23 protein-coding genes are annotated in these 24023 nt (G+C 40.8%); 9 read left to right on the top strand and 14 right to left on the bottom strand.

All coding sequences use genetic code 11. The features are described from left to right. From ACKI39_RS01850 to ACKI39_RS01830, 5 genes are all read right to left on the bottom strand, one after another. On the bottom strand, positions 1-243 hold a 243-nt coding region (locus tag ACKI39_RS01850; protein WP_407397090.1), incomplete at its 3' end, for a M14 family metallopeptidase. Positions 244-257: 14 nt separating this feature from the next. Next, positions 258-1178, bottom strand: coding sequence for a M14 family metallopeptidase (locus ACKI39_RS01845; RefSeq protein ID WP_407397088.1), 921 nt, complete (start codon positions 1176-1178; stop codon positions 258-260). Between the two features lie 20 nt (positions 1179-1198). Then, a complete protein-coding gene (locus ACKI39_RS01840) occupies positions 1199-2161 on the bottom strand; it encodes a transglutaminase family protein (RefSeq protein ID WP_407397086.1) in 963 nt (320 codons plus the stop codon). 24 nt (positions 2162-2185) lie between these two features. Further along, positions 2186-2917 carry an alpha-E domain-containing protein gene (locus tag ACKI39_RS01835; RefSeq protein ID WP_407397084.1) on the bottom strand — a complete coding sequence of 244 codons (732 nt, stop codon included), beginning with the start codon at positions 2915-2917 and terminating at the stop codon, positions 2186-2188. Then, positions 2899-4209 carry a circularly permuted type 2 ATP-grasp protein gene (locus tag ACKI39_RS01830; RefSeq protein ID WP_407397082.1) on the bottom strand — a complete coding sequence of 437 codons (1311 nt, stop codon included), beginning with the start codon at positions 4207-4209 and terminating at the stop codon, positions 2899-2901. Before ACKI39_RS01830 ends, ACKI39_RS01835 begins: the two co-directional genes overlap by 19 nt. Positions 4210-4462: 253 nt before the next feature. Here ACKI39_RS01830 and proB point away from each other — a divergent pair, with 253 nt between their 5' ends. Next, positions 4463-5290 carry a glutamate 5-kinase gene (gene proB / locus ACKI39_RS01825; RefSeq protein ID WP_407397080.1) on the top strand — a complete coding sequence of 276 codons (828 nt, stop codon included), beginning with the start codon at positions 4463-4465 and terminating at the stop codon, positions 5288-5290. Between the two features lie 70 nt (positions 5291-5360). On the opposite strand, the gene ACKI39_RS01820 is transcribed toward proB, so the two are convergent. Next, positions 5361-6275 (bottom strand): hypothetical protein, encoded by a 915-nt coding sequence (locus ACKI39_RS01820; RefSeq protein ID WP_407397078.1) that lies wholly within the window; start codon positions 6273-6275, stop codon positions 5361-5363. 135 nt (positions 6276-6410) lie between these two features. On the opposite strand from ACKI39_RS01820, the gene ACKI39_RS01815 reads away from it, so the two are divergent. After that, the gene (locus ACKI39_RS01815; protein ID WP_407397076.1) at positions 6411-7043 is read left to right on the top strand and encodes a hypothetical protein; all 633 of its coding nucleotides are present in this window, start codon (positions 6411-6413) and stop codon (positions 7041-7043) included. Positions 7044-7142: 99 nt separating this feature from the next. Here the strand turns inward: ACKI39_RS01815 and ACKI39_RS01810 are convergent, their stop codons facing one another. Both ACKI39_RS01810 and ACKI39_RS01805 read right to left on the bottom strand, forming a co-directional pair. Further along, the gene (locus tag ACKI39_RS01810) at positions 7143-8975 is read right to left on the bottom strand and encodes a hypothetical protein (RefSeq protein ID WP_407397074.1); all 1833 of its coding nucleotides are present in this window, start codon (positions 8973-8975) and stop codon (positions 7143-7145) included. A gap of 342 nt (positions 8976-9317) precedes the next feature. After that, the gene (locus ACKI39_RS01805) at positions 9318-9827 is read right to left on the bottom strand and encodes a hypothetical protein (RefSeq protein ID WP_407397072.1); all 510 of its coding nucleotides are present in this window, start codon (positions 9825-9827) and stop codon (positions 9318-9320) included. 62 nt (positions 9828-9889) lie between these two features. On the opposite strand from ACKI39_RS01805, the gene proC reads away from it, so the two are divergent. After that, positions 9890-10696, top strand: a complete 807-nt coding sequence (gene proC, locus ACKI39_RS01800; RefSeq protein ID WP_407397070.1) for a pyrroline-5-carboxylate reductase — start codon at positions 9890-9892, stop codon at positions 10694-10696. A 121-nt stretch (positions 10697-10817) separates the two neighbouring features. Here the strand turns inward: proC and ACKI39_RS01795 are convergent, their stop codons facing one another. Then, a complete protein-coding gene (locus ACKI39_RS01795) occupies positions 10818-13631 on the bottom strand; it encodes a hypothetical protein (protein ID WP_407397068.1) in 2814 nt (937 codons plus the stop codon). A 127-nt stretch (positions 13632-13758) separates the two neighbouring features. Here ACKI39_RS01795 and ACKI39_RS01790 point away from each other — a divergent pair, with 127 nt between their 5' ends. Together ACKI39_RS01790 and ACKI39_RS01785 are read left to right on the top strand one after the other, a co-directional pair. Further along, positions 13759-14811, top strand: coding sequence for a sensor histidine kinase (locus tag ACKI39_RS01790; protein ID WP_407397066.1), 1053 nt, complete (start codon positions 13759-13761; stop codon positions 14809-14811). Continuing rightward, positions 14780-15460, top strand: coding sequence for a response regulator (locus ACKI39_RS01785; protein ID WP_407397064.1), 681 nt, complete (start codon positions 14780-14782; stop codon positions 15458-15460). The genes ACKI39_RS01790 and ACKI39_RS01785 overlap by 32 nt, the downstream gene beginning before the upstream one ends. A gap of 1 nt (position 15461) precedes the next feature. Here the strand turns inward: ACKI39_RS01785 and ACKI39_RS01780 are convergent, their stop codons facing one another. Then, a complete protein-coding gene (locus tag ACKI39_RS01780) occupies positions 15462-15689 on the bottom strand; it encodes a hypothetical protein (RefSeq protein WP_407397062.1) in 228 nt (75 codons plus the stop codon). 52 nt (positions 15690-15741) lie between these two features. Between ACKI39_RS01780 and ACKI39_RS01775 the strand changes: the two genes are divergently transcribed. Then, positions 15742-16062: a hypothetical protein gene (locus ACKI39_RS01775; RefSeq protein ID WP_407397060.1), complete on the top strand. Its 321-nt coding sequence runs from the start codon at positions 15742-15744 to the stop codon at positions 16060-16062. A 234-nt stretch (positions 16063-16296) separates the two neighbouring features. On the opposite strand, the gene ACKI39_RS01770 is transcribed toward ACKI39_RS01775, so the two are convergent. Then, positions 16297-16899 (bottom strand): cytidylate kinase-like family protein, encoded by a 603-nt coding sequence (locus ACKI39_RS01770; RefSeq protein ID WP_407397058.1) that lies wholly within the window; start codon positions 16897-16899, stop codon positions 16297-16299. A gap of 37 nt (positions 16900-16936) precedes the next feature. Next, entirely contained in the window at positions 16937-18283 is a 1347-nt protein-coding gene (locus ACKI39_RS01765; protein WP_407397056.1) for an ArsB/NhaD family transporter, read from the bottom strand. A gap of 204 nt (positions 18284-18487) precedes the next feature. Here ACKI39_RS01765 and ACKI39_RS01760 point away from each other — a divergent pair, with 204 nt between their 5' ends. From ACKI39_RS01760 to ACKI39_RS01750, 3 genes are all read left to right on the top strand, one after another. Beyond that, positions 18488-19189 carry a hypothetical protein gene (locus tag ACKI39_RS01760; protein ID WP_407397054.1) on the top strand — a complete coding sequence of 234 codons (702 nt, stop codon included), beginning with the start codon at positions 18488-18490 and terminating at the stop codon, positions 19187-19189. A gap of 129 nt (positions 19190-19318) precedes the next feature. After that, positions 19319-19744, top strand: a complete 426-nt coding sequence (locus tag ACKI39_RS01755) for an EamA family transporter (protein WP_407397052.1) — start codon at positions 19319-19321, stop codon at positions 19742-19744. A gap of 153 nt (positions 19745-19897) precedes the next feature. After that, on the top strand, positions 19898-22114 hold the full coding sequence (locus ACKI39_RS01750) for a radical SAM protein (RefSeq protein ID WP_407397050.1): 2217 nt from the start codon (positions 19898-19900) through the stop codon (positions 22112-22114). Between the two features lie 21 nt (positions 22115-22135). Here the strand turns inward: ACKI39_RS01750 and ACKI39_RS01745 are convergent, their stop codons facing one another. After that, positions 22136-22942 (bottom strand): AraC family transcriptional regulator, encoded by an 807-nt coding sequence (locus tag ACKI39_RS01745; protein ID WP_407397048.1) that lies wholly within the window; start codon positions 22940-22942, stop codon positions 22136-22138. A 31-nt stretch (positions 22943-22973) separates the two neighbouring features. Beyond that, a complete protein-coding gene (locus ACKI39_RS01740) occupies positions 22974-23849 on the bottom strand; it encodes a transglutaminase-like domain-containing protein (protein ID WP_407397046.1) in 876 nt (291 codons plus the stop codon). Positions 23850-24023 lie beyond the last annotated feature (174 nt).

The raw sequence follows: 24023 nt of genomic DNA, 5'->3' as shown, positions 1-24023 counted from the left end.
CATTGAAAAAGGATTGATGCAGGGAATTATGAGGAATTCATTTTCTTCCGAAAGCATGCCGTCGGCTTCCAGTTCCCGAAATCTTTTGATGAGCAACGCCGCAATGTACATCTGCTGAATTTCATTTCCACGAAGACCTGCGACAAAACATGCCGTCTTTTTGCCATGTCCGAATCTATAGCCCTTTACGGCAATCTCCTGCCTGTATGGTGTCTTGAATTTGAATATTGTTTCTTCACGCATTTTGTTTTCCTTTTTTAGTCGCCAAGAATTCTTGCAATGAGGGAGCCTTCATAGACAACCGGATATTCCCTGATCGTAAAAAGAAGTCCATCGACGGAACTTACAACTTCCTCAAGAATGTCACCCGTCAAAGGATTTATGATCTTTCCGATTTCATCACCCTTCCTAATTTTTTCGCTGTGCTTTGCAACCGGAAGGAATACTCCGCTTTCGTTGGCATTGAGGAATGAAACCCTGTCATCCTTGCTTATGATAGGCTCGCGAACTGACGGAGCATCTCCTTTCCATATTCCCATTTCGTGCATCAAGTTCAATATTCCGTCCGTAAGCTGCTGGCCATAGCTTTCCGTAATCCTCATGCCGACTCCCATTTCAACTACGAGGCAGGGAGTTCCTGTTGTATTGAGTGAGTAGGCAAGGGTTCCTTCAAGGACCGTCGCGTTGGAATGAACCCAGATGAAATCAGCATTCACATGTTTTGCAAGAGGCACAAGCATGTCCTGCGAAATTTCATTTATCCTCACCTGTGGAATTTCACGAAGAAAAATGTTTGATGCGTGGATGTCGATCACAACATCAGCGCCAGAAATGTCATCGATGATTTTTGCGGCCGTGTATTCGGCAAAGGTCCCGTTTTCATTGCCCGGGAAAATTCTGTTCATGTCCAGATCAAACTGGGGAATTCCGCGTGTCATGGAATTTACGCCCAGAGGATTCAATGCAGGATACACTTCAAGAATTCCATCAAGCATATCCATGTTTTCCTTTACGCGGCGAATGAGTTCCCAGCAGACATACTGGCCCTCAAGCTCGTCGCCGTGGGTTCCGGAAACTATGCAGATCCTTTTTTTGTTCCTGCCGTTTTTTATCACCTGTTTTTGAATCATGAATTTTTCATTGACAGGCATCTGTGCCGAAGTAACTGTCTTTATCATTTTGACCCCTTTATTTTCTATCACATCTGCTGCTGCTGATTGTTCAGCTTAAGCATCTTTATCTGCTCTTCTAGATTCTCGCTGTTTAAAAGCGTTTTTCTTTTTTCAGTTCCGTCCTGATTTTTTCTGATTTCTTTTTCATTGGTTTTTACAAAAACCGTCATCCTCTGATCTGTCATGCCACGGAAAATTCCGCCGTCTACCTTGCAGTCAAGATAATCCCTGCCGCATGCAAGTGAAACATAGGAATCATCAACTTTCCTGTTCCTCGTACAGTCGATTCCAAACCAGCGCCCTTCCATTGCAGCACCGTCATTGCTCACATATTCTTCATCCGGAACAAAATATTCCGCCCACGCGTGGGTTGATCCTTCGCCCCTGCTTGTACCCGCAACATAGCGTGCAGGAATTCCGGCTTCACGGCACAGGGAACAGAATATGTGCGAGTAATCCTGACACACGCCTCTGCCTGCCCCAAAAGCTTCTGCTGCGGTAGTAGTCACGCAAGTCGAACCCGGAACATATTCCACCCGTTCATGAATGGCACTCATCAAAAGTTCTGCCACAAGCGGCATGTTGCAATTGCGAACCATTTTGTTTTTTACGGATACTTCAAGGATGTTGTCCCTGAAAACTGAATGCAGAAACTTCTTCATCAACTCGCTGCAACGTGTAAGTGGCGTATTATACTTGTACAAGGGCAGACATGATTCCCTGCATCCTTTTTCACGGTCGACTATTACCGTTGCCGTTGAATGAAATGAAAATGAAGCATGGGGAAAATCTATGCGCCCCTGATAGGACGTGTTTCCAAAAATGTCCTTTGAAGTCACAAGCTGGGTTTCTGGCGCAACGACAAGATTTCTGGAGACGACTGTCTGACCGTCCCTTGAAACAGGAACACAACGCAAAAGAAAATAGTGGTCCGTAACAGGACTGTCAAATTCAAGAGTAGTCGTGTAGTCAATTTCCAGAATAATCATCGGGTCATCCTATGCAGCATCATTTTAAGCAGCCATGTCGATTTTCATGAAAAGTCCATCTATCAGCTGAAGCAAGATCATTTTATCCGCATTGTCCATGAAATCGCTTTTCTCGCAAAGTTCTCCGCATACCTTCTGCAGGGCAAGCCTGTCGCAGTTTATGTCTGTGCGTTCAATGGAATGAGTAAGCCTTCTGCATTCAAATGCGATTTTGTCTTCATTCATGTTCAGGCGGAGATACATATCAAGTCTTTCCAATGTAAGCCCCGCAAGAAGAATGTGCCTTACATTGTGGTCTGCGATTGAATCAAAAACCTGACCCTTGAATGCCATGATGTTGTCGATCACCTTCTGAAAAACCAGAGCCGGAGTCTGGCTGTACTGGGCGTCTTCCATCCTGCGAAGGGCCAGCTCGATGTAGCTCAGGGAATCACTTCCGATGGTCTCGCGCAGCATGATGGCATTGTCATAGGAACGGTTCATGCTTGAGATGATGGAGCTTGCATAAGTTCTGTCAAAGGCATAGCGCTGGCAGAAATCCGAAAGAGATGAAAAACCATTGTAGATGTCCAGATCGCTGCAATACTTTGCATAGTCAAAATGTGAATCAAGCTGCGAATCGTAGACGTCCATGAAAACCTTCAATGTCGTCAGTACTCGTTCTGTGTAACGTCCCAGCCAGTAAATGGAATCCACCTGCTTAAGTGTAAGTGGAACCTCCCCTTTTCTTGTTGCTTTTACTTCTCTAAAATCCATGTATCTTTAAATCCTCCGCCTTGAGATGAATTGACTACAAAACTTGCAGGGTTTCTTGAAAAACGGGTAAGACCGCTTGGCCACACCTGGCATGTCTTTCCGTCAAGGACAAAAGCCCTCAGGTCTGCCTTGCGTTCAACTTTCTTTCCTTCATCTATTATTTCAAGATCCTTGAAATCGATTACTTCCTGAGCAATCCAGCGACGAGGCTGTTCCTTTATGAGTGTTTCCATCTCGGCAAGTTTTTCTGCACTAAGATCCCTTCCAAAAACAACACCATAACCTCCCGCTTCCGCGACATCCTTGATTACAAGAGTCTTAAGGTTTGCAAGAACATATTTCCTGTCTTCCTCATAGAAAGGAAGATAAGTCGGCGCATTGTTGAGAACAGGTTCTTCATTAAGGTAGTATTTGACCATCTTTGGAACGAAGTAATAGATTCCCTTGTCGTCGGCAACACCATTGCCTGGAGCATTGAGAAGGGCAACGTTTCCTGCACGGTATGCACTCATGACTCCAGGAATTCCGATGAGGGATCCCGGTTCAAAAGTGAGGGGATCAAGATACTCATCGGAAATTCTCCGGTAGATGGCACCGACCCTTTCTTTTCCGTTGAGGGTCTTGCAATAGACCACATTGTTTTCCACAAAAAGATCTTCAGGCTGGCAAAGAACGCTGCCCGTCTGTTCCGCAAGATATGCATGTTCAAAATATGCTGCATTGTAACGGCCTGGTGTAAAGACAACATTTATTCCACCGCAGTTCATGTCATCCATTACATCCTTCAGAAGGGTTCCGTAGTTTCTGTTGTCAACGACATGGTTGTTCACAAAAGTCTGAGGGGAACATTTTCTTTCAAGACCTCGGGCAATCAAAGGATATGACGCGCCGCTTGGAATTCTTAGGTTGTCTTCAAGAATGAACCAGCTGTCATCCTTTGCCTGAACAAGGTCGATGCCTGAAATGTGGGAATAGATTCCATGTGGAGGCATGATTCCTTCAACCTGGGCAAGATAGCCGGAAGAAGAAAAAACAAAATCCTCGGGAACGACACCGTCGGCAATGATCTGCTTTTTTGAATAGATGTCGGCAAGGAAAAGATTCAATGCAGTCACGCGCTGAACAAGACCATAGCTCAATTTTTTCCAGTCGTCCGCCTCTATTACACGGGGAATAGGATCATATGGGAAAAGACGCTCGTTGAATGTACCGTTCTTGTAGATTCCGAATTTGACGCCGTAACGCGCCAGCTGCTCATTTATCAAATCAGAATTTGAAATCAGGTTATCCATAATGCCTCCTGTAAGATTCCCAAAAAACAAAAAAGCGCAGAAAGACAAAAATCCTTCTGCGCCTTTGCAAAGAGAAAAAAAATAGACGCACTGTTTTCCAACAATGCGTCTTTGCAATCTATGTTTATACCATAATATTTTTTTTAATAAATTACAATAGAAATGGAAATAAATTTTACAACATTCTACCTTCAATTGTTTTATCCTTCCATAAATTGTATACTGTGTAAAAGTTTTATTCAGGAAGTAAAAAATGACACCACAGGAAACTTTCAACAGCGCACGCAAAATCGTCATCAAGATCGGCAGCAATACCCTTGCAAAGAAAGACGGAACAATAAATGTAGAATTCATGGAAAGCTTTGCAATGGAATGTGCAGCCCTTGCAAAACAGGGCAAGCAGCTGATACTCGTTTCATCAGGTGCACAGGTTGCAGGACTTTCTACAATCGAAGGATGGGCACACAAAGGTGACATCCACTATCGTCAGGCTCTTGCTGCCATCGGTCAGGTTGAACTCATGCACAAGTGGCGCGATGCATTTAAGAAGGCCCAGATTCATGTTGCACAGCTCCTCCTTACAAAGGACGACTTTGAGGACAAGCACAGAACCCTTAACATCCGCAACACAATGTTCACACTTGTAGATGAAAACGTAATTCCTATCATCAACGAAAACGACAGCATTGCGACGGACGAATTCTTCATCGGCGATAACGACAACCTTAGTGCCCTTACAGCAAACCTCTGGAGCGCAGACCTTCTGATCCTCTTTAGCGACATTGACGGAATCTATACCGACAACCCAAAAACAAATCCTAACGCAAAGCTTGTTGAAGTTGTAGACAACATTGACGAACTTAAGAAATCAATCAAGATCGGTTCGACAAATGCATTCGGCACAGGCGGAATCGCAACAAAGATCGAGGCTGCAGAAAAAACAACAAAGTGCGGCATTCCAATGATTCTTGCCAACGGCGGAAAGGAAAATGCCCTCACCCACCTTGCAGACGGAACACAGAAGGCAACGGTTTTCACCGCCGACGACAAGGCCCTGTTCCACGCAATCATGGGCGCATAAACAATTCATAAAAAAAAGCGGAAACACATGCACAATGTATTTCCGCTTTTTTTATTGTCTTTCCATGCAGCTAGAATGATTTGACTTTCCAGCTGCCGCTTTTTTCCTTGATCACGCACATTGGTTTTGCAACGCCTGCATCCGCACCGTTAACGCGGATCTGGTACATGAAGAATTTTTCATTTGCACTTCCTCGGCTTTCGTCAGCACGAACAAAGTAGTATTCACGGTCTGCCTTGCTAAGGTTACGCCACCAGCTTTCTCCCTTTGCAAGCAATGTTCCATCTGCCTTTACGGCGTCTTCTTCCGAAGAACAAAGCTGCTTCCAGACGGCCTGATCTTTTTTTACTGATCCGTAATACAGGAACCATTTTGCAACATCTTCCGCATTCAAATTTGCAGGAACCTTTGTTGCATTTTCAGGAATTCCCTTTGTCCATGATGAGGCCTGCTTTCCCATGGCAGCATCAAGCAGCTTTTCACCAACCAGAACTGGCTTATTGTTTTCAATCTTGATTGTTGCCCTGCCCTTAACGCGAACAGCAACAACTTCCATCTCAACTACATCGCCCCACCAGCTGTATGCATCCGTAATGCGGCCAAGCACTTCGTATGAACCCTTATAATTTCCAAGGGCATTGTTCAGCTTGTAAAGGTAATCCTGAATTCCATCATTGTACTTGATTACAAAAATGTTCCAGTTGCTTTTTTCTCCGCACCAGTAATATTTCTTGCCGTACTTGTCGGTAACAAAATCTGAAAAATCAATGGCAGGAAATGGCATGATTTTTTTGTAGTAACCCCTGAAGTCATCCACAACAACGCTGGCACTCACCACATCCTTCCATTCACCGGAAGCCTTATACGACGACACCATTTTATCCCATTCAGCGTCACCAGCTTTTGCAATGTCCTTTGCTACATCGGCAAAAACAGCATTCATGGCAATAAAAGCACCCATTACCAAGGCAATAATTTTTTTCATAGAAATCTCCTTATTAAATCATATACTTTTAATATTCCCTTTTATTTCCTATAAGGTCAAGCTATATACTTTACAGCTTGTTTTCCTGAATTTTGGTGTTATATTTTAATTATCTATTTAGAGGAGTTTCAATTTATGAAGAAAATTATTGCAGTTTTTGCTGGTGTCCTGATTGCAGTTGCTGCATCTGCAAAGACATGGGAAAATTTCGTAAATGTAGGTGTAAGATTTCCATGCAACCCCCTTAACCTGGAAGCAGAAAATGACGGAGGTAAGGTAAAGATCAGTCCTATAGCCGGTATTGACATGGGATATACCGGAGTACATGAAAATGGATTTTCGGTTAGGGCTATTCTTGATTATGGTTATGCTGGTTCTGACATCAAGTTTGGCAGCGATTACTTTGACGGAATGAATCTTGAATTTCTTGCAGGTTGTGGTTATGCCCCGATCCATGATAAAAACATGTTCCTTGGTGTTTACGGAATCTTTGGAATCAACTATTCCATGTTTGAAGGATCTACTGAAATCTTAATTGGAAACAGAACAAAGAATGAATACAAGTATACTTTCCTGCTTCCTGTCATGGGCGTTAACGGAACTTTTATCTACACATTCTCAAAGAGTTTTTCTGTCTACGGAACAATGACGGCAGAAATTGTCCTTCCAGGAAAAATAGAGCGCAAAGTAAATTCATCTTCCACCAAAGCAGATTTGAAGAGTTCATTCCTTGTTGTTCCTGCCATCGGTGTTTCATGGAAATTCTAATAGACAACGTACTGCACCAAATATAGACTCAGAAAAAAAAGGCTGTCCTTTGTGAAGTTTTGAACAACTTCTAGGGCAGCCACTTTGTTTTACCTAGGGTCAGTCATAGATTTTTTTAAGGTAACCGTCAAAAACCCATCCTGAGGTTCCTGGTTCAAGCAGTTTACCATCCTTATCAAAAGCATCTTTGTAAGCTGCAACCTTGATCCAGTGTCCATTGATTCCGTCTATTTCTATTTCTTCATCCTTTCCTTCAATCTGATACAGAATGCTTCCGTTGTTGACTACGCATTCGATTTCAGAATCCAGATCCGAAGATTTTCTCATCCTGATGTTTTCATTTACAGAATAAACAGCACGCTTTTCTCCACCGATTTTGGAAAACCTATGCCAGTTGTAGTAATTGAGGCCCCTTCCATATTTGTCACCCCATGAATCAGGTCTGCCATAAAAGACACTGTCATTTTCACATCTAGTTGACATTGATACAATGCTATCCGGAATAAAAACATTCTTTTCCGGCATATCCAGGTCTATACTCTTTACACCATCAGGAACAATCAGGAATTCCTTTGCTTCCGTGGATTCATCTATGGCGCAAACACTCATACTGTTTTTGTTTATGATAAATCCATCTTCATACATGAAATTCCTGCTTCTTGGCGAAATTTCAAAACTAAGAACATCGTCATAATAAGTTTCGGAAACCTTTTCCAGAGTATCAGGCAGAATAACTTTTTTTAGTTTAACATGTTTGTATTTCTTCTTGTCCTTCAAGTCATAGTACAAAGTTGTAATATGCCAATTAATTTTTTTTACATTTTCTGAAACATTCAGCACTCCATCTTCCGGCGCCTCAAGAAGATATTCAATTTCTCCGTTTTTCTTTTCATAGATATATCCGTTTTCATATCCCAGCTTATTTGAAATCACCACGCCATTTACGACAAAACTGTCAGGGATTGGATTGAAGCCTGGATCTGGAAGAACTGCATACCCTCTTGCCTTGTAGTCATCGACAAAGTCAGGATCTTTTGGTTCTTCTGAATTTTCTTCATCCTGGCTTCTGATTTTTCTGTACTCAGGAAAGAATTCAGCGTTCTTCCCTCCTTCAATTTTAAATCCTTCACAACTGTCGTCAAAATAATTGAATTCAACTTTTCTGACACTTTCAGGAAGAATCAATGTGCTCACTGTACAAGGGTCAATGCTGTGCCTTCCAATGATTCTTGTTCCTTTTTTTACATAATAATATTTATCTGAAGAACATTTATCGTGTATCGAACATTCTGGAACCAATCCAACAAGTTTTTTCTGGGTCTTGTCATATATTCCATAGTAATGCCAGCTTTCTGATGAAGGATCTTCCGGATCAACCCGCTGTTTATCAATTTCATAAACAGGATTTTCAGGATCGATTTCTATTGAATCAATATAATCTGCGTCTTCACTAGTCCAGATAAAAAGTCCTTCTTGAATTAAAGTAACGGTTTTAGGTATATAAAATTTTTCTATGTGATGGGTAGGATGTATGGGCGCCCAAGAAAACCCCTTGCGTGAAATATAGGTGACGGGAAGATCCTCTATGTATTCAGGAAAGACAACAGTGTCTACCGATTCATGATATCTGTTTTCCTTTGGGATGTAATCTGCAATGCAGATGTGGTCAGATGCCTTTACGTAAACAAATTCTCCGAATCTTCTATGGAGTGTATAGTCCTTGCAAAGTTCTTCGTCTTCCGTATCAAAATCATTATTGTTTTCATCGGAATCATCTGAACTTTCGTAGGGCTTGTATTGAACGGTGGAAAAATCATAGTCTCCAAAAAGTTTCCTGTAGGAACTTTTTCCACCATTGCATCCAGAAAAACACATACAGACTGTCCAAAGGCAAGTCATAACAAAAATACTTTTTTCTCTAATTTTCATCATGGCTTGATTATATCACAGATGCAGCGGTCAAGGAATTACATGGCAGTGCAACTATTGTTCTTGCAGTTATGGCAGTACTCTCCTACCTACACGATAGAAAAGAGTAAAAAAAATGACCGCCCAGACACACTGAAGCGGTCTTGCATCCTTATAGGATTCAAAAGCTAAACGTGGAGATGACCAAATGTTTGGGCATTTCCTTTCCTTTAATATACCACAACAGCTTTTTTCCATCAAACAATCAATCTATTTCTCTGACTTTTCCCTAAGGTTATCAATTGCCGCTGGAGTTTCAGTAAAATCTCCTATTTTTGCTTCAAAAATCATTTTACTTCATTTCGATCATATCTCCAGATTCTTTTTGAATTTTTCAATCAATTTTTTTCTTGTCAGGAAATAAGGAATATAACACATCAATGTAAATACTGTTCCCAAAACAATAACATATATGCGAAAAAAATCTGAATCAAATTCACGGTGTTTGATGATCTCATAAGTTGGAATTCCTATTAGGACCAGCACGTGCAGAAAAACGTCATAAAATCGAGGACGGACATGAATATGTATATCAGTTCCTCCTGAAGAAGATTCATTCATTTTACCGATTATGACAGGCTCAAACGGAAGTCTTCTGGTCAACAATGCAAAATCAGTTTTATTTGCTGCCAATCCAATTTTGAACTCCTTCTCTGTCACCCATCCTTCATATATTGGATCAAAAAAAGTCTTTGATATGTTCTGCGTTCTTGACGCAAGCCTTAAATATATTTCATTGCTCGAAAGTGAACTGTGATATGTCTTCATGATTCCAAGATACAACAATAATTCAATGACATAAAGGGAATATTCCATAATTCCATAATAGCTAAAAACTACTATCCTTGAATGAAGATTAGTTATAAACTGATTCCATTATGACTAACATCGGATTTATCGGAATGGGCAACATGGCCCAGGCAATTGCAAAAGGATTTATATCAACAGGAAAGGTGAAGGCAGAAAATGTTTTTGCCTTTGCTCCTAACCAGGAAAAACTCAAAAAGAATGCGGAAGCAATCGGATTTACTCCATGCGCTTCCCTTGCAGAACTTGCATCAAAGTGCGACACATTGATTGCAGCCTGCAAACCATACCAGCTTCAGTCGGTAATTTCTGAACTTGGAACAGCCCTCAAGGAAAAGGTTTTGCTTTCCGTTGCTGCAGGTTGGGTATTCGATACCTTCAACAATATGCTGAACCCTGCCATCGATCCTTACAACACAAGAATCCAGTGCATCATGCCAAACACTCCTGCAATGGTCGGAGAAGGCGTTATGCTTTTTGAAAAGAAAAATTCCCTTAAGCCAGAAGAACTTGAACAGGCTGTGGAACTTTTCAAGAGCCTTGGCGTTGTGGAATTCCTTGATACATCTTTGATGGGAATCGGCGGTGCAATCAGTGGCTGCGGTCCGGCCTTCATGGACATGATTATGGAAGCCTATGCAGATGCCGCAGTCAAATACGGAATCAGTCGCGACACAGCATACCGCCTTGTAAGCCAGACAATGGTAGGCAGCGCTGTCCTCCAGCAGAAAACTGGAAACCATCCTGGAGTACTTAAGGATGCAGTCTGTTCTCCAAACGGAACGACAATCTGCGGCGTAGATGCTCTTGAGAAAGCAGGTCTTCGCGGTGCACTCATTTCAAGCATCGATGCCATCATGAACAAAAAGAAGAACTAGAATAAACACAGCTTATATCCATAAAAAATAAGACCTCCACCAGACTATGGTCCAGTGGGGGTCTTATTTTTTATAGAGTCTCTAAAAATTGCAATTTTTGGAGATGCCCTATAATCAACTATTACTGCAAGCTTTCATATGTCAAAGTCACATTCTCTGTAATTCCGCATTCTGAAAGTTTTGAAGTATCAGGATTTTGCATATTAATTGTCATTAACGCAGCACCATCCTTATTAAGTTTAAAACCGCTCATCATCTTCGTAAGAGCATTCATATCGGTCTGAGGAACGGAGCCCATAATCATGTATGTGAAAGCCTGAACCGTTGTAGATTTTGTCGCATCAACTACCAAAATTCCAGATGTAAGCCCAGTAATTGAAACGCTGATCCTGTCTGTCTTGAATTCCGCAGGAAGTTTAAAAGCTCCCATTGGAATAGGCTTTACAGTAATCGTATTTGCACCTTCAGCCAGTCCAAGCTCACCCAGTTTTGTATTTCCTGTAATGCCGCAGTCCCATACGTCTGGTTTTGAACAGTAAATTACCTTATTGTCATATACCCAGTAGTAGTCCTGTCCTGCCCCAACCATATAAAGAAGGCTTTCGCTAGGATCATTGCCTCCAATTGTGTTTATGCTTGTTCTGTTTACATTTATAGGAGATGTTGAGCCATTGAAGGTCAATCCTGAAGGAACAAACTTAATTGAATAATCAACTATATCTACAGTTGGAACGATGTTGATTGTACAGTCACCTGAAATGGAAAGTTCAGTGAATGTCTTGTCCTTAAATACTTCATTCTCGCCATTCATGAATTTGTATTCAATGTCTTGGTATGTGTAATCCTTTTTTGAAATATAATAGGTATTAGACATTTTATCAGAAGGCAATACAAGAATCCTGTTTTCAGTTCCTTCAGTATTGATCGTGTTGTCAAAACCACTAATTGTGTAAAGCTTGTATGTCTTTGCAAGCCTTGAACCCAGCTTATAGGTAACATAGAATGCAGAAGAAACAGGTTTTACATCAATAAAGAGGCTTGTGTTCGAAGCAACTGTACTGCTTCCGTCGATTTCACTTCCTGATTCAGAACCAGATCTTATTTTCAGCTCATAACCGTGTGGAATTTTACCGACCTTAGGATAATCTCCTGATGTAAGGCCATTGATTGCAGTTGTTTTTAAAAGCTTTACCTTGAGAGCATTGTTTTCCTCTGCAGTATCATAGTTGAGGAATGACTGTTTAATGCTTTCGTAGTTTTCTTTCTTGTTTGTCCTGAAGGTTACTTCCACATAATTTGAATCTTCATAGCCTGCGCGTTTGCTGTATGAGAGAGTCTTTACATTTCCGTCACCATCGGTAATCTCAATAGATCTTCCCTTATCCGTAAGGAGGAATGATTTCTTTGAAGCGGTATCAATCAGCAGGCATTTCTGATTATACAGCTCTCCAAATTCCGTAAATGTATAAGTTGTACCACCAAACTTTGCATCATACTTTGAAGCACCTGAATACTTTAAATATTCCTCGCTATTGTCTTCAGCAACCCATTCTGCATTCTGCTCACACCATCGAACTAATGCTGTGCTATCTACATATTCCTTTTTATGCTGATACATATTTTCATTAATTAGATATGAATCAACATAATCTGAAAATTTACCTGCGACTGGCTTATAGCCTGCCGTTGTGTTTTCAGCATTTTTGTAAAGAACGCCGTCACTTCCAAGATAGAAAAGCTTGTAAGTCCAGTTTGTACCTGATCCTTCCGAGAAGATGATTGCATCCTTATCCTGGGCATTCTTTAAGTGAGACCAATACTTCTGTGTGGCACTCGATGAAGATGGAATATAGAAGTAATCCATACCCTTGTAAGTTGCGGACTCGCTTTTGTAATTCTTTTCGTCAACAAAACTGATGTAGTCATATGAACTGTTGAAAACAGGTCCAGACTCTCCATTGATAAAGAAAAGGTCCTTTCCCCTGAGCTTTGGCAATACTGAAGCAGGGTCATGTCTAGGTCCCTTTAGGCTTTCATCGTAAAGAAGCTTTTCCCACTTGGTAAAATAGGTAGTGGAAATAAGCTTAAGGCATTTTTCATCATTTATGGAGTTTTGATAGTTCTGGCACTCGACCCAACTTGTGTAGTAATCAATCCTAAGTTCAGAAGCCGAAATCTTTGCGACATTGTCATAACTGCTGTTATTTGATGACTGTAAGAGTTTACAGACCTTAATAGCATCGTCCCCAGTTGTTGTCAGACCATAAGCAAAGAAATTTACATCTGAAAGTCCTGCATAGCCATATGGGAATTCAAAATTCAATTTACCATTTCTAATGATGGTGCGGCCCTTTGCAAGTGGACTAAAGACATAGTTGCTCTTTGTCGTTTCATACCTGATGTTTTTTTTGGTATATCGAGGCTCTCCCATTTCAGTTTCATGGGAAGCGATATGCTGGGAACAGACATACTTGCCAACTTGCCTTTCATAATCGTAATACATTGTACCTGTTTCAAAAAAAGAAACCTTTCCGAAATATGCTATATTGTTGGAATCAACATGCAGATAATATCCAGTCCTAGGTTCATTGACAGGATCCTGTTTTTTCTCCTCTGTCGTAACTATCTTAGGAGTATCCGTACAGCTTGAACCAGGTCCTGAAGGAGTAGTAGGATCATCAACAGGTTTTCCAGTTCCATGTGGTCCAGAACAAACCGAAGTTTCCGAACCTGATGTAACAAAGAGCCATGTTGTATTTGTCAAAGTTTCCGTAGTACCGCTTGGACTACCGCCGCTGCCTCCAGCAGAACCATCGCCGCTTCCGCTACCTCCTCCACCACCGCCTCCACATGCGGTTATCGATAAGGCAATAAGTGAACTTAAGAAAATAGATACCACAGCAGCTCTATGGCTTTTTGTAAAAAACATTTTCATATGATACTCCCTGATATAATTTTCTATTATTCTAGAACATCAATATTTTTTGTCTTGAGCAATATTTCCCATTGTTTTCGGGAAATTTTTCCCTAAAATTTTGTTATATTTGTGATACAATGAAATAATGCCTAAAAAAGTTCTTTTATCAAAGTTTTTTAGAATAGAATTCATTCTCATCTATATTTCCACACTTTCTCTTGCTTCCACCCTGTTCTTCAAATACAAGGAATCTGAGAATTTTGAAAATCTGTTGATCAGGGCTGAACGATGCATTCAAATCCGTAATTCTGATTCTTTCCTATTGAATGACGAAATCAATGACTTAAAAAAATCATTTACGACATTTACCTATTACAATGAAGGAATCGGCATCACCTTAGACAGACTGGTCAGTTTGATCATTGACAAGGACGACAGCCATTTCAATGAAGAAATCAACACCACTCTCATGGCTCTTCAAAAGGAAATGTACCTCAACCAAAAGGATCTGGAGTTTGGATATGGATTCCTATTGTTCATTTCGTTTTTCATAATTCTTGTTTCCATTTGCGTGATAATCCATAATTCCTTAATTCAAAAAAATGAACTGAATCTTACCAAAGCATTGACTGAAAGCCAGTTGAAATTCTCAAGAGAAATCCATGATGGAGTTGCTCAGGATCTTGCTGCCCTTAAAATGTGCCTTGAAAACGACAACAGCACCAAGGCAAAATATTTTGCTGAACAGGCATTCAACGAAGTCCGCTTTATAATTGAAACTACCCATCAGAATCTTTCAGAAAATTTTGAATCAATTCTCAATGAATCCGCAAAAGCCTTCGAAACTAACTTCAACATAGAGACTGAATTATTGGTGGCTTCCTCAAATATACATCTGATTTCAGATACCAAGAAACTGAATCTGCTCAGGATCTTAAACGAAGCCCTGAGCAATACGGCACGCCATTCCAAAGCAACTTATGTCACAATAAAAATTACAGATTTTAAGAATGGATTCAGATTCATAATCAGCGATAACGGAATAGGATTTTCAGAAAACAAAATGCCCGAAAAAGTTCGAAAGCATTATGGAATTGAAAACATAAAGACCAGGGTTTCAGATCTTGGAGGAACAGTAGATTTTATTTTTGAAGGAGGGACAACCATTGCTATCACAATTGAAGATATTATTCCTTGACGATCATGCTGGATTACGAGACAGCCTAGGCTCTTTTTTAAGCAACAGGAATTCCTCTTTCAATTTTCTTTATGCTGGAACATCAGAAGAAGCAAAGTACATACTTGAAAATAATCCTGACATAGGAATTGCCATTGTTGACATAAATTTAGATGGAATAAACGGACTTGATAAAATAGATTCATTCAGACAGATCATTTATGAGCTAAGAATAATCGTCTACTCCATGTTCAATGACGTTCTGCATATTGAACAAGCCTTGCAAAAACACATCCAGGGATTCATTACAAAAGAAGCATCTATCGAAGAAATAGAAAAAGCGATTCTTCTAGTATCTCAGGGCTATGTGTATTACAACAAAAGTGTTCAACAGGTGCTCCCTGTTCTGTTGAATTCTAAAAATACAAATTCCGAGAAGGAAGAAAAATCTTCATCAAAAATATTTGAAAACTACAAGATGCTCACAAAAAAAGAAAAAGAAGTATTTGAACTGCTGGCCCAGCAGATGGATTCTCAGGAAGTTGCTAAAATTCTTGGAAAATCAGAAAAAACCATAAATAACCAGACTTCCATAATTTACCAGAAGATTGGGATCCACAACAGAATGGAACTTTTAAAAGTTGCTAAATTTTTGGGCGTAATACTTTAAGTCAGGAAATGAACATGAATACAACAAGAACAATCATAAATAAAACAATATCATTCATAATTTTGACAAGTGGCATACTCTTAAATTTTTTCTGTTCTACTCTTTCCGATACAATTGTATTGCCTTTATACCTCGATTCCCTATTTACCATTGGCATTGTAGCTTTGCTCGGATGTATTCCCGGGATATTCTGTGCATTGTGTACAAACTTGCTCATGTCCATCTTCATGCATTCACCATTTCTTTTCTGCCTTTGTCATATATGTACTGTATTTTTTTCCATGCTTGTCTTTCAGAAATTCAAAAAAAACAATGCTGGGGTAAGCTATTCCATAGAGTGTTTTTTATGGGCTGGATTATGGTCCGCCATTTCCAATGGAATTCTAGGAAATATGATTGCCTCTGCTGTCTATGCTTCAAATACAGGTCGTTCTTCCGCAACCATAGTAGTTCAAGGTATTTTCTGTGCAATTCCAAATCTGGAATTCGCAAACAACTTTGGGGGCATCATTGAAAACATTGCGGACAAAACGCTTAGTTCGACCGTGAGTTTTATTTTCTATAAAATAGTAAGCAGAATTAAATTTTTCATTGAAAAATAGTATACAAAAACCGTTGTCATCTAACGTTTAAAAACAGAGGGGACAGACCCCTTTGAACACAAGCATCGATGCCATCATGAACAAAAAGAAGAACTAAATTAAGGCAAAAAAATGGGATGTCCAATAAGTATGATTTATGGTGGTTGAGCCTGTCGAAACCACCACTAATAACGTAGCAGTCATTTCGACAAGCTCAATGAGCGCTACGCACAATACTTTTGGGACATCCCCTTTTTATTTTGTTCTCTGCTGAATGTAGTTGTAAACCAACTCTGTTGTTCCTTCAATTCCAAGCTTTGAAGAATTTACGCAAAGATCGTAAGCACTTCTGTCACCCCACTTTCCGCTCTTCTTGCAGAAGTAGTCGTGGTAGGCCGCACGCTTCTTGTTGTGCTGTTCAATCTTCTTGATGGCACCCTTTCTGTCCAAGCCTTCGTGGCGTTCAATTACACGCTTGATTTTTGCTTCCATGTCAGCATAGATGAAGATGGAAATGAAGTTTTCCATTCCGTGGAAAATGTCATCTGCACATCTACCTACGATTACAAAGGAATCTCCGTCTGCAGCCTTTGACTTCAAAAGTGCAAACTGAAGTTCAGCAATGTTTTCTTCAGGAGAACTTGAATGTCCGCGAACAGTCCTTGAAAACAACTTGAGCTTTGGCTTTTCGTCGTATTTCTTAAGGTTGTTTGTATCTACATTCTTGATGCCTGCAACTTCGTCAAGAAGGTTTCTATCGAAAACTTCAATGCCCAGCTTATCTGCAAGCTGCTTTGCTACAATATGACCTGCACTTCCGTATTCACGGCCAATAGAAATGATAATCTGCTTTTCCATAAGAATAACCCCCGATTTTCTACAGTTATCCGACACCTTACAGGTATCTCACGAAGATAACCAAGGTAGAAATGATCATTACGATTACAGTTGCAGGAACTGCAGTCTTACAGTAGGTACCCCAGCTTACAGGATGTCCTGCCTTAGCTGCTACGGATGTTCCGACAACGTTTGCACTTGCACCGATTGGAGTTGCACTACCACCAATGTCCGTTCCCATAGAAAGGGCCCAAGTCATTGTTGTAAGGGCTACACCCTGCGATGCTGCAAGACTCTGGATGACAGGAATCATTGTTGCGGCAAACGGAATGTTGTCTACGAATGCCGAGGCAATTGCTGAAACCCAGATGATGATTGCTATCATTAAGTATACATTGCCTCCGGAAATTTTACCAATAAATCCTGCAACAATTTCAAGAATGCCTGTCTGTTCAAGTCCACCTACAACCATGAAAAGTCCAAGGAAGAAAAGAACTGTCTTGTAGTCAACCTTGCTCATGATTTCTGGAATGTACTTAGGTGCCGTAACAAGAGTGATGATTGCAATTCCAAGACCGATTGTTGCAACGCTCAAATGTGTCTGTGCGTGAGTTACAAGAAGAACAACTGCAAGACCGAAAATTCCGCAGCTGATTCCGAATCCTTTCTTATCAAGGATTGCGCTTTCAGGTGTAGGGAAAGTTGATGTGTCTACAGATTCAACATTTTTGAATTCCTTCTTATATACAAAGAAGAAATAGATTACTGTAAATACAAGCGAGATTGCAGCGATCAAACCTGTGTTCATTACGAAGTCAGCAAATGAATAGCCGAAAGATGTACCGATGATGATGTTTGGAGGATCACCGCACATTGTTGCACTACCGCCTAAGTTGGCACAGAAAACCTCAGAAAGAATCATAGGAACCGGATTGAACTTGAGGAGCTGGCTCAATTCAACAGTAACTGCTGCAAGGAACAGAATGACTGTAATTGAATCGATGAACATTGCAAGGATTGACGACATGAGCATGAAGGTCACGAAAATAGGAACGACCTTGTACTTAACTGCCTTTGCAAGGAGCATGCAGAGCCATCTGAAAAAGCCTACGCGGGCCATACCTTCAACCATGATCATCATGCCGGCGATAAAGATGATTGTCGCCCAGTTGATTCCGCTTGAAGATTCTTCAGCTTCCTTTGCATACCAGAAGCCGACCGTGAAAATGTTTTTTACATTGAGGGTTTCCATTACGGCTTCCCACGAATGCATTCCCAAACCAAATACCAAAAGCAGTGTCAAAGCACCACAGACCAAAGTAATCCACTGGCGTTCGAAAATTTCCAGGATGATCATTACGAACATCACGCAGAAAATCGAAACGGCTAAAATTTGAGCTAACATGGGAATATCTTAACGTTTTGTTGAATATTCCGCAATTAGTTGCAGATTTTTACAGAAGCAAAGTAATACGAAGAAGCACTAAGAAACAGGTCTGTCCCCGTTTTAGCGTTTTAGTAGCCACCACTTTGATTCGAATAGTTGCTATAAGTATTGCTTTTTTGTAAAATCATGAAATCTTATAAATGAGAGGAAAATAAAAGTATTATGAAAAAGATTGAGCTTTCAATTATTTTTGCCGTGGCTTTAATTTCAGCAAATGTATTTGCTGAGAAACCAAACAAATCTGCTTATGATGAAGTAAGTGGAGGGCTTTATTCAAGAAACGTTTCTGAAGGAATGATTGAAAATCCTACTCCAGAAAATTCTGTACTCGTTTACGGTGCTACTGGTGAAGATGGATCAAAATTGTGGTTTGCTGACAAGAACAGCAACTGGCAGACAACTGTTGAAACAACATTCATGACTTTAATTTTACCACCAGTTCCAAAAGGAGCAGATGTAAAACTTAAACAGGGTGGCTTCTTCAAGCATGAAACAACAGGTGGTATGGTCGGTATCGTTCCAGGAAAGCTTGTGTACAATACAACTGATACATGGTATGAAATCACAAACACAGAATGGAATTTTAAGGTTCCAAAGGATAAGTCACTTTACTTTATCGGTTACCACTCAATTTTACTCCCAGGTTCAAATACTTACGAAGGAATGAAAGCTGCTTGGGAAAAATATACAAGTGAAAACAATGTAATCGGTGGAATTCCAAATTCACAGGAAAAGTATGACAAGTATATGCTTAAAATGGAAATCAAGGTTCTCAAGAAACTTCAGAAACAGTACAAGGGAACTGATTGGGAACCATTGATCAAAGACCGTATTGCTGAAGCATCAGCTGAATTGAAGAAATAAGAATCGATCTTCCGATAGATTTTAAATGCACCCCTAAAGTTAGACAGATAAAATTCAATTTTAGGAGGTGCTTTTTTTATAATTTCCAAAGTGCAACACTTTTTCCGATTCTTTCTATATAATCATATTATGTTTAATTATATCTGGCCCGTAGCCATAATTGTATTTTCAAACATCCTCTACCAGATCTGCGCAAAAGGCATCCCTGAACAGATGAACACATATGCCTCAATGGCAGTAACTTACGCTGTTGCAACAATCTTCTCTGCAACCATGTATTTTGTCACAAATAAAGGCGGAAATATTTTTCAGGAATTCAAGCTGTCAAACTGGGCAACCATCATCCTTGGAATTGTCATCACTGGTCTTGAAGTTGGGTTCATTTATGCATACAAAGCAGGATGGAAAGTCAGCACCCTTGCAACAGTAACAAATGCCTTCCTTGCCATCGCCCTGATCTTTCTTGGATTTTTCCTTTACAGTGAATCCATTACATGGAGCAAGGTTCTTGGAGTTGCAATCTGCCTGGCAGGACTTTGGTTCATTAAAAAATAGATTTCTTATGTGGTATTTATTCAAACCTTAATTTTGCATTTCAACAGTTACTATGGTCATCATATTTTTTCCTTTGCCTATAGTAAAATGATTCTAAAGCCTAAATGTTTTCCACATATTCATGAAACATCCTCCTTATGCTAAACTACCATTATGAATGTCCTTATCATCACTCCTCCATTGGTTCAGCTGAATGCGCCATATCCAAGCGGAGCTTACCTTTCATCTTTTTTCAAATCTCTTGGACACAAGGCAACCTGGCTTGATCTAAGCATTGAACTGGTTCACGAAATCTTTTCTCGCAGAGGCCTTGAACATCTTTTTGCGCTCACAGAAAAGAAAGCCATGGAAAAAGCTAAGGCTGCCGAAAGTCAGGGTGATGAGGAAACTGCACGCAATCTCCGCCGCTATGTCCTTCAAAGTGAACTTTGGATCAATTGGATCGATGACATGATGAACATCCTTACAGATGGAAACGGAACAAGCTCCCGAGAAATCTGCCACAAGTTTATGTTCAGCCCTAATGTTCCCCGCGGTGCAAGAATGGAAAACTACATCGAAAACCTTGACCGCGAGCCTAATGCCGACGACTGCCGCAACCTTGCGACCATGGCACTTGCCGATCTTGCAGACTACATCACCGTTGTGTTCGACAGTGAATTCAGCCTGGTGCGCTATGCAGAATCAATAACTGTAAACGAAACGAGTTTTTCCGAAATTGAAAAAAGCATCGATTCCCCTGTGCTTAAGGAATTCTACAGCCGTGTTCTTGAACGCACCGTTGGTTCATTGAACATCGAGGAGAACACCCTTGTCTGCATTTCTGTTCCTTTTGCCGGAACCTTTACTTCCGCACTTTTTACGGGAAGATGGCTTAAGGAAAAATTCGGGAACCGTTTTTTCATTTCCTTTGGCGGCGGTTTCATCAACACTGAACTTCGCGAAATCAAGGACAAAGCCTTTGGAAAGTATGCGGATGCCATAAGCTATGACAGGGGATACGGAAGCTACAAAAACCTTCTGGACCTTGGGGTTTTTGACGGCAATTTTTCCAATCCACTTTATAAGATGACTTTGCTCAACCCGGAAATCAAATGTGCCGAGCACAAAAATTCCGTTTACGAAAAATTTGAAAACCAGATGACGGAATCAATTGTTCCTGATTATTCCAATATAGATTTTTCAAAGTATCCCCGCGTTGCAGATGACATAAATCCAATGCAGCGGTTGTGGTCTGACGGCGCCTGGATGAAGGCTTACCTTGCCCACGGCTGCTACTGGCACCGCTGTGCTTTCTGCGACACCACTTTGGATTACGTTTCATCCTACAAAATGACCTCCATTGAAAACCTTTATAAAGGTCTTTCTTCCCAGCTTGATGAACATAAGGTCCGTGGAATCCATTTTGTTGACGAAGCCATGCCTCCAAAGGCAATGGTAAAATATGCAGACCTTGCATTGTCTGAAAAGAAAAACTATTCCTGGTGGGGCAACATCCGTTTTGAAAAAGTCTACACCCGCGACATGGCGGACTTTATGGCTGCCGGCGGTCTCATTGGCGTTTCAGGCGGAATCGAAATTGCGACGGGATCTGGCCTTGACAGCATCAGCAAGGGAACAGACATAAACTCAATCGTAAAGGCCTGCTGTGCATTCAAGGAAGCTGGCATTCTTGTCCACGCCTACATGATCTACGGTTATTTTGGCGAGACGGAACAGGACACCATCAACTCTATGGAAACCTTAAGGCAGCTTTATGAGGCAGGCTTACTCGACAGCTGCTTCTGGCACAAGTTTGTTCTTACACGACACTCAAGGATTTATTCTGAATGGAAGGAAGGCAAATATCCAGACTTAAAACCTGTTGAGCCAAAGAACGCCGGTATCTTTGCAAAGAACGGACTTCACTTTGAAGGCGAAAACCGCCTTGCAAAATTTGGTGACGGTCTCAATGCCTCGCTTCAGGCATGGATGCACGGAGAAAAACTTTCCATGAGCGTAAACAAGTGGTTTGATTTCAAGACACCGGCTCCTACAATTCCAAAGGACTTCATTGAAAATGCCATCGCCCTTTATGAGGCAGAAAGAAATTCCGCCTGGGGAAAATTTCCTTCAGTTGAAAAATGCCGCTGGCTTGGCGGAAAAATAATGCAGGACGGCCGCCACATTTTGTGGAGCTACATGCAGGAAGAATACCGTTCAAAGCTTCCGGAAGGAAAGGATGGCATCCAGAAAGAATTCCTTGATGCCCTTGACTGCCTTAAGTGCGAAAACTTCAACCCGGAACCCATGAAAAATTTTCTTGCAAAAAATCCGGAGTACGAAAAAATCTTCCGTAAACTTCGCGGTTCAGGTCTTGTTGAAATTTAATTTCAGAGAAGGAAATGATTTTTAAATTGATTTTACTGGAAGCCAAATTGCACTGTCCTGATCTTTCCCATACCATTCGACATTGATGTTCCCGTCAAGTTCGTATTCGGAGTTTCCAGGCAGCCATTCCTTCCAGATTTTTTCATCGAGGGACTGTATTGCCTCTGGATTTTCCCCGTGGCATTCAAAGACAGCCCAATCCTGTTCAGGCAGAACATAAATTTCCATTCCTTCGGGAATTTTTTCGTCATCGATTTTTTTTCCAATGAGGTAATGGAATTTTTCTTTTCCCATGTCGTCAATGCAGAGAGCATATTCTCCAGCAGAATTATCCTTTGCAAGAACTTCATCCCAGAAGCCAGGAATTTTTTCACGGGCATCCTCAGAAGCAAATTCCCTTACATAACCTGCAATCTTGATTTGTTCCATGTGCCTTACGGTGCACTTCAACTGGTCGCCGCCATAAACTGAAAGATTTATTTTCAGCGGAAGAAAGACATGCAGGTCCGCACCCTGCCTTACCTGTGTTGGATTGGAACCATGGAACCGTGTGAATGCCTTTGTAAAGCTTTCGGCTGTTTCAAAGCCATAGTCCAGGGCAATATCCAGTATCTTTCTGTCCGTCTCTTTTATTTCCTTTCCTGCAAGATACAGCCTTCTGTTTCTGACATAGGTTGAAGGAGAATATCCTGTAAGAATCTGAAAGCCCTTGTTGAAAAGCATGGGCGACATGTAGATTTCTCGCAGGGCTTTTTCTGCACAGTTTTCCTCAAGGAGATTTTCTTCAATATATTTTATGGTCTTATGTATGCAGCTTATCCATTCCATGATTTTATTTTATCTCCTATTTGCTTTTAAATCAGTTGAATCCACCTGCAAGGTCGCGGAACTTTGGAACTGTGTCCCATATCTTTTTAAGTTCATGAAAATTCTTTTCAGGCTCAAGCATCAGTTCCGCAAGATCATCAAGTTCTTTGTACTGCTGTTCCGAAAGATCATAATTGCATTCTTCAAGATAACGGGGTTTATGCCAGAAGAAAATTTCATCATTCATCAGGGAATGAAAGTCAAAGAACATTCCCCAGAGAGCTGCCTTGATTCCGTAGGTAGGAGGGTTTGAGGCATGGCGGATCTGTTCGGTTTTAAAATTTCCTTTCCTGAGCCCAAGGTAGGCCTGTGCACCAAAGATGAATCTATCACGGGAAAAATCAAATGGATCAAAGTCAATTTTTTCCTCGCAGCAATCGGCATCAGTCAAAATCCAGCGTCCTGATTTTTCATCAAACCATTCTGTAATCCAGTGGTCAAAGGCTGTCGTTCCGTCGGAAATGTATGGGGCAAATCCACTTCTTGCACGGGCAGGAATTCCCTTTACCTTTAATATCGAAGCAAGAAGGATTGCCTGTTCACGGCAGCAGAGGTGCAGCTTGTCTTTTGTTTTTCTTTCAAGGCTGTAGTTTTTATCGCGGCGAAGAAGCTCATGCATGATTGATCCTGCCGTATGAAACCTTTCGTTTTCAAAAAGCAATGCATCGAATGGAATCTCCGAAAGTTCAACCTCATCTGCACGGATTCCCTTCCTTGCATTTATTATTGCCACGGGATGAATTATCTGCCTGCGCTGAAGCAAGGCAAGCTCCTTTACATCGTCGGTCAGATTTTTTGCAAAATTTTCATAAGGCCCAAGATAGGTAAAGGCACTTGTCTGTCTGTAAAAATAAAGAACGTCACTCATATGTTTCTCCTGCAGCTGGAATTTGATCTCATTCTAGTGCTTGAGAAAACATTCTTCCTGTCATTTTTAAACTTGTTTTGTCAGGTTGATTTTATGAGGGTAGTATATTGAAATACCGCTTCTGATTTGTTACTCACAACCGTGGCGAATTGACGTGCTTTCCCTGGTAGTACA

The organism is Treponema sp., assembly GCF_045641405.1.
Classification (GTDB): Bacteria; Spirochaetota; Spirochaetia; order Treponematales; family Treponemataceae; genus Treponema_D.
Note: the sequence above shows the minus strand (reverse complement) of the source record. Positions and strands in the feature narration are given on the sequence as shown.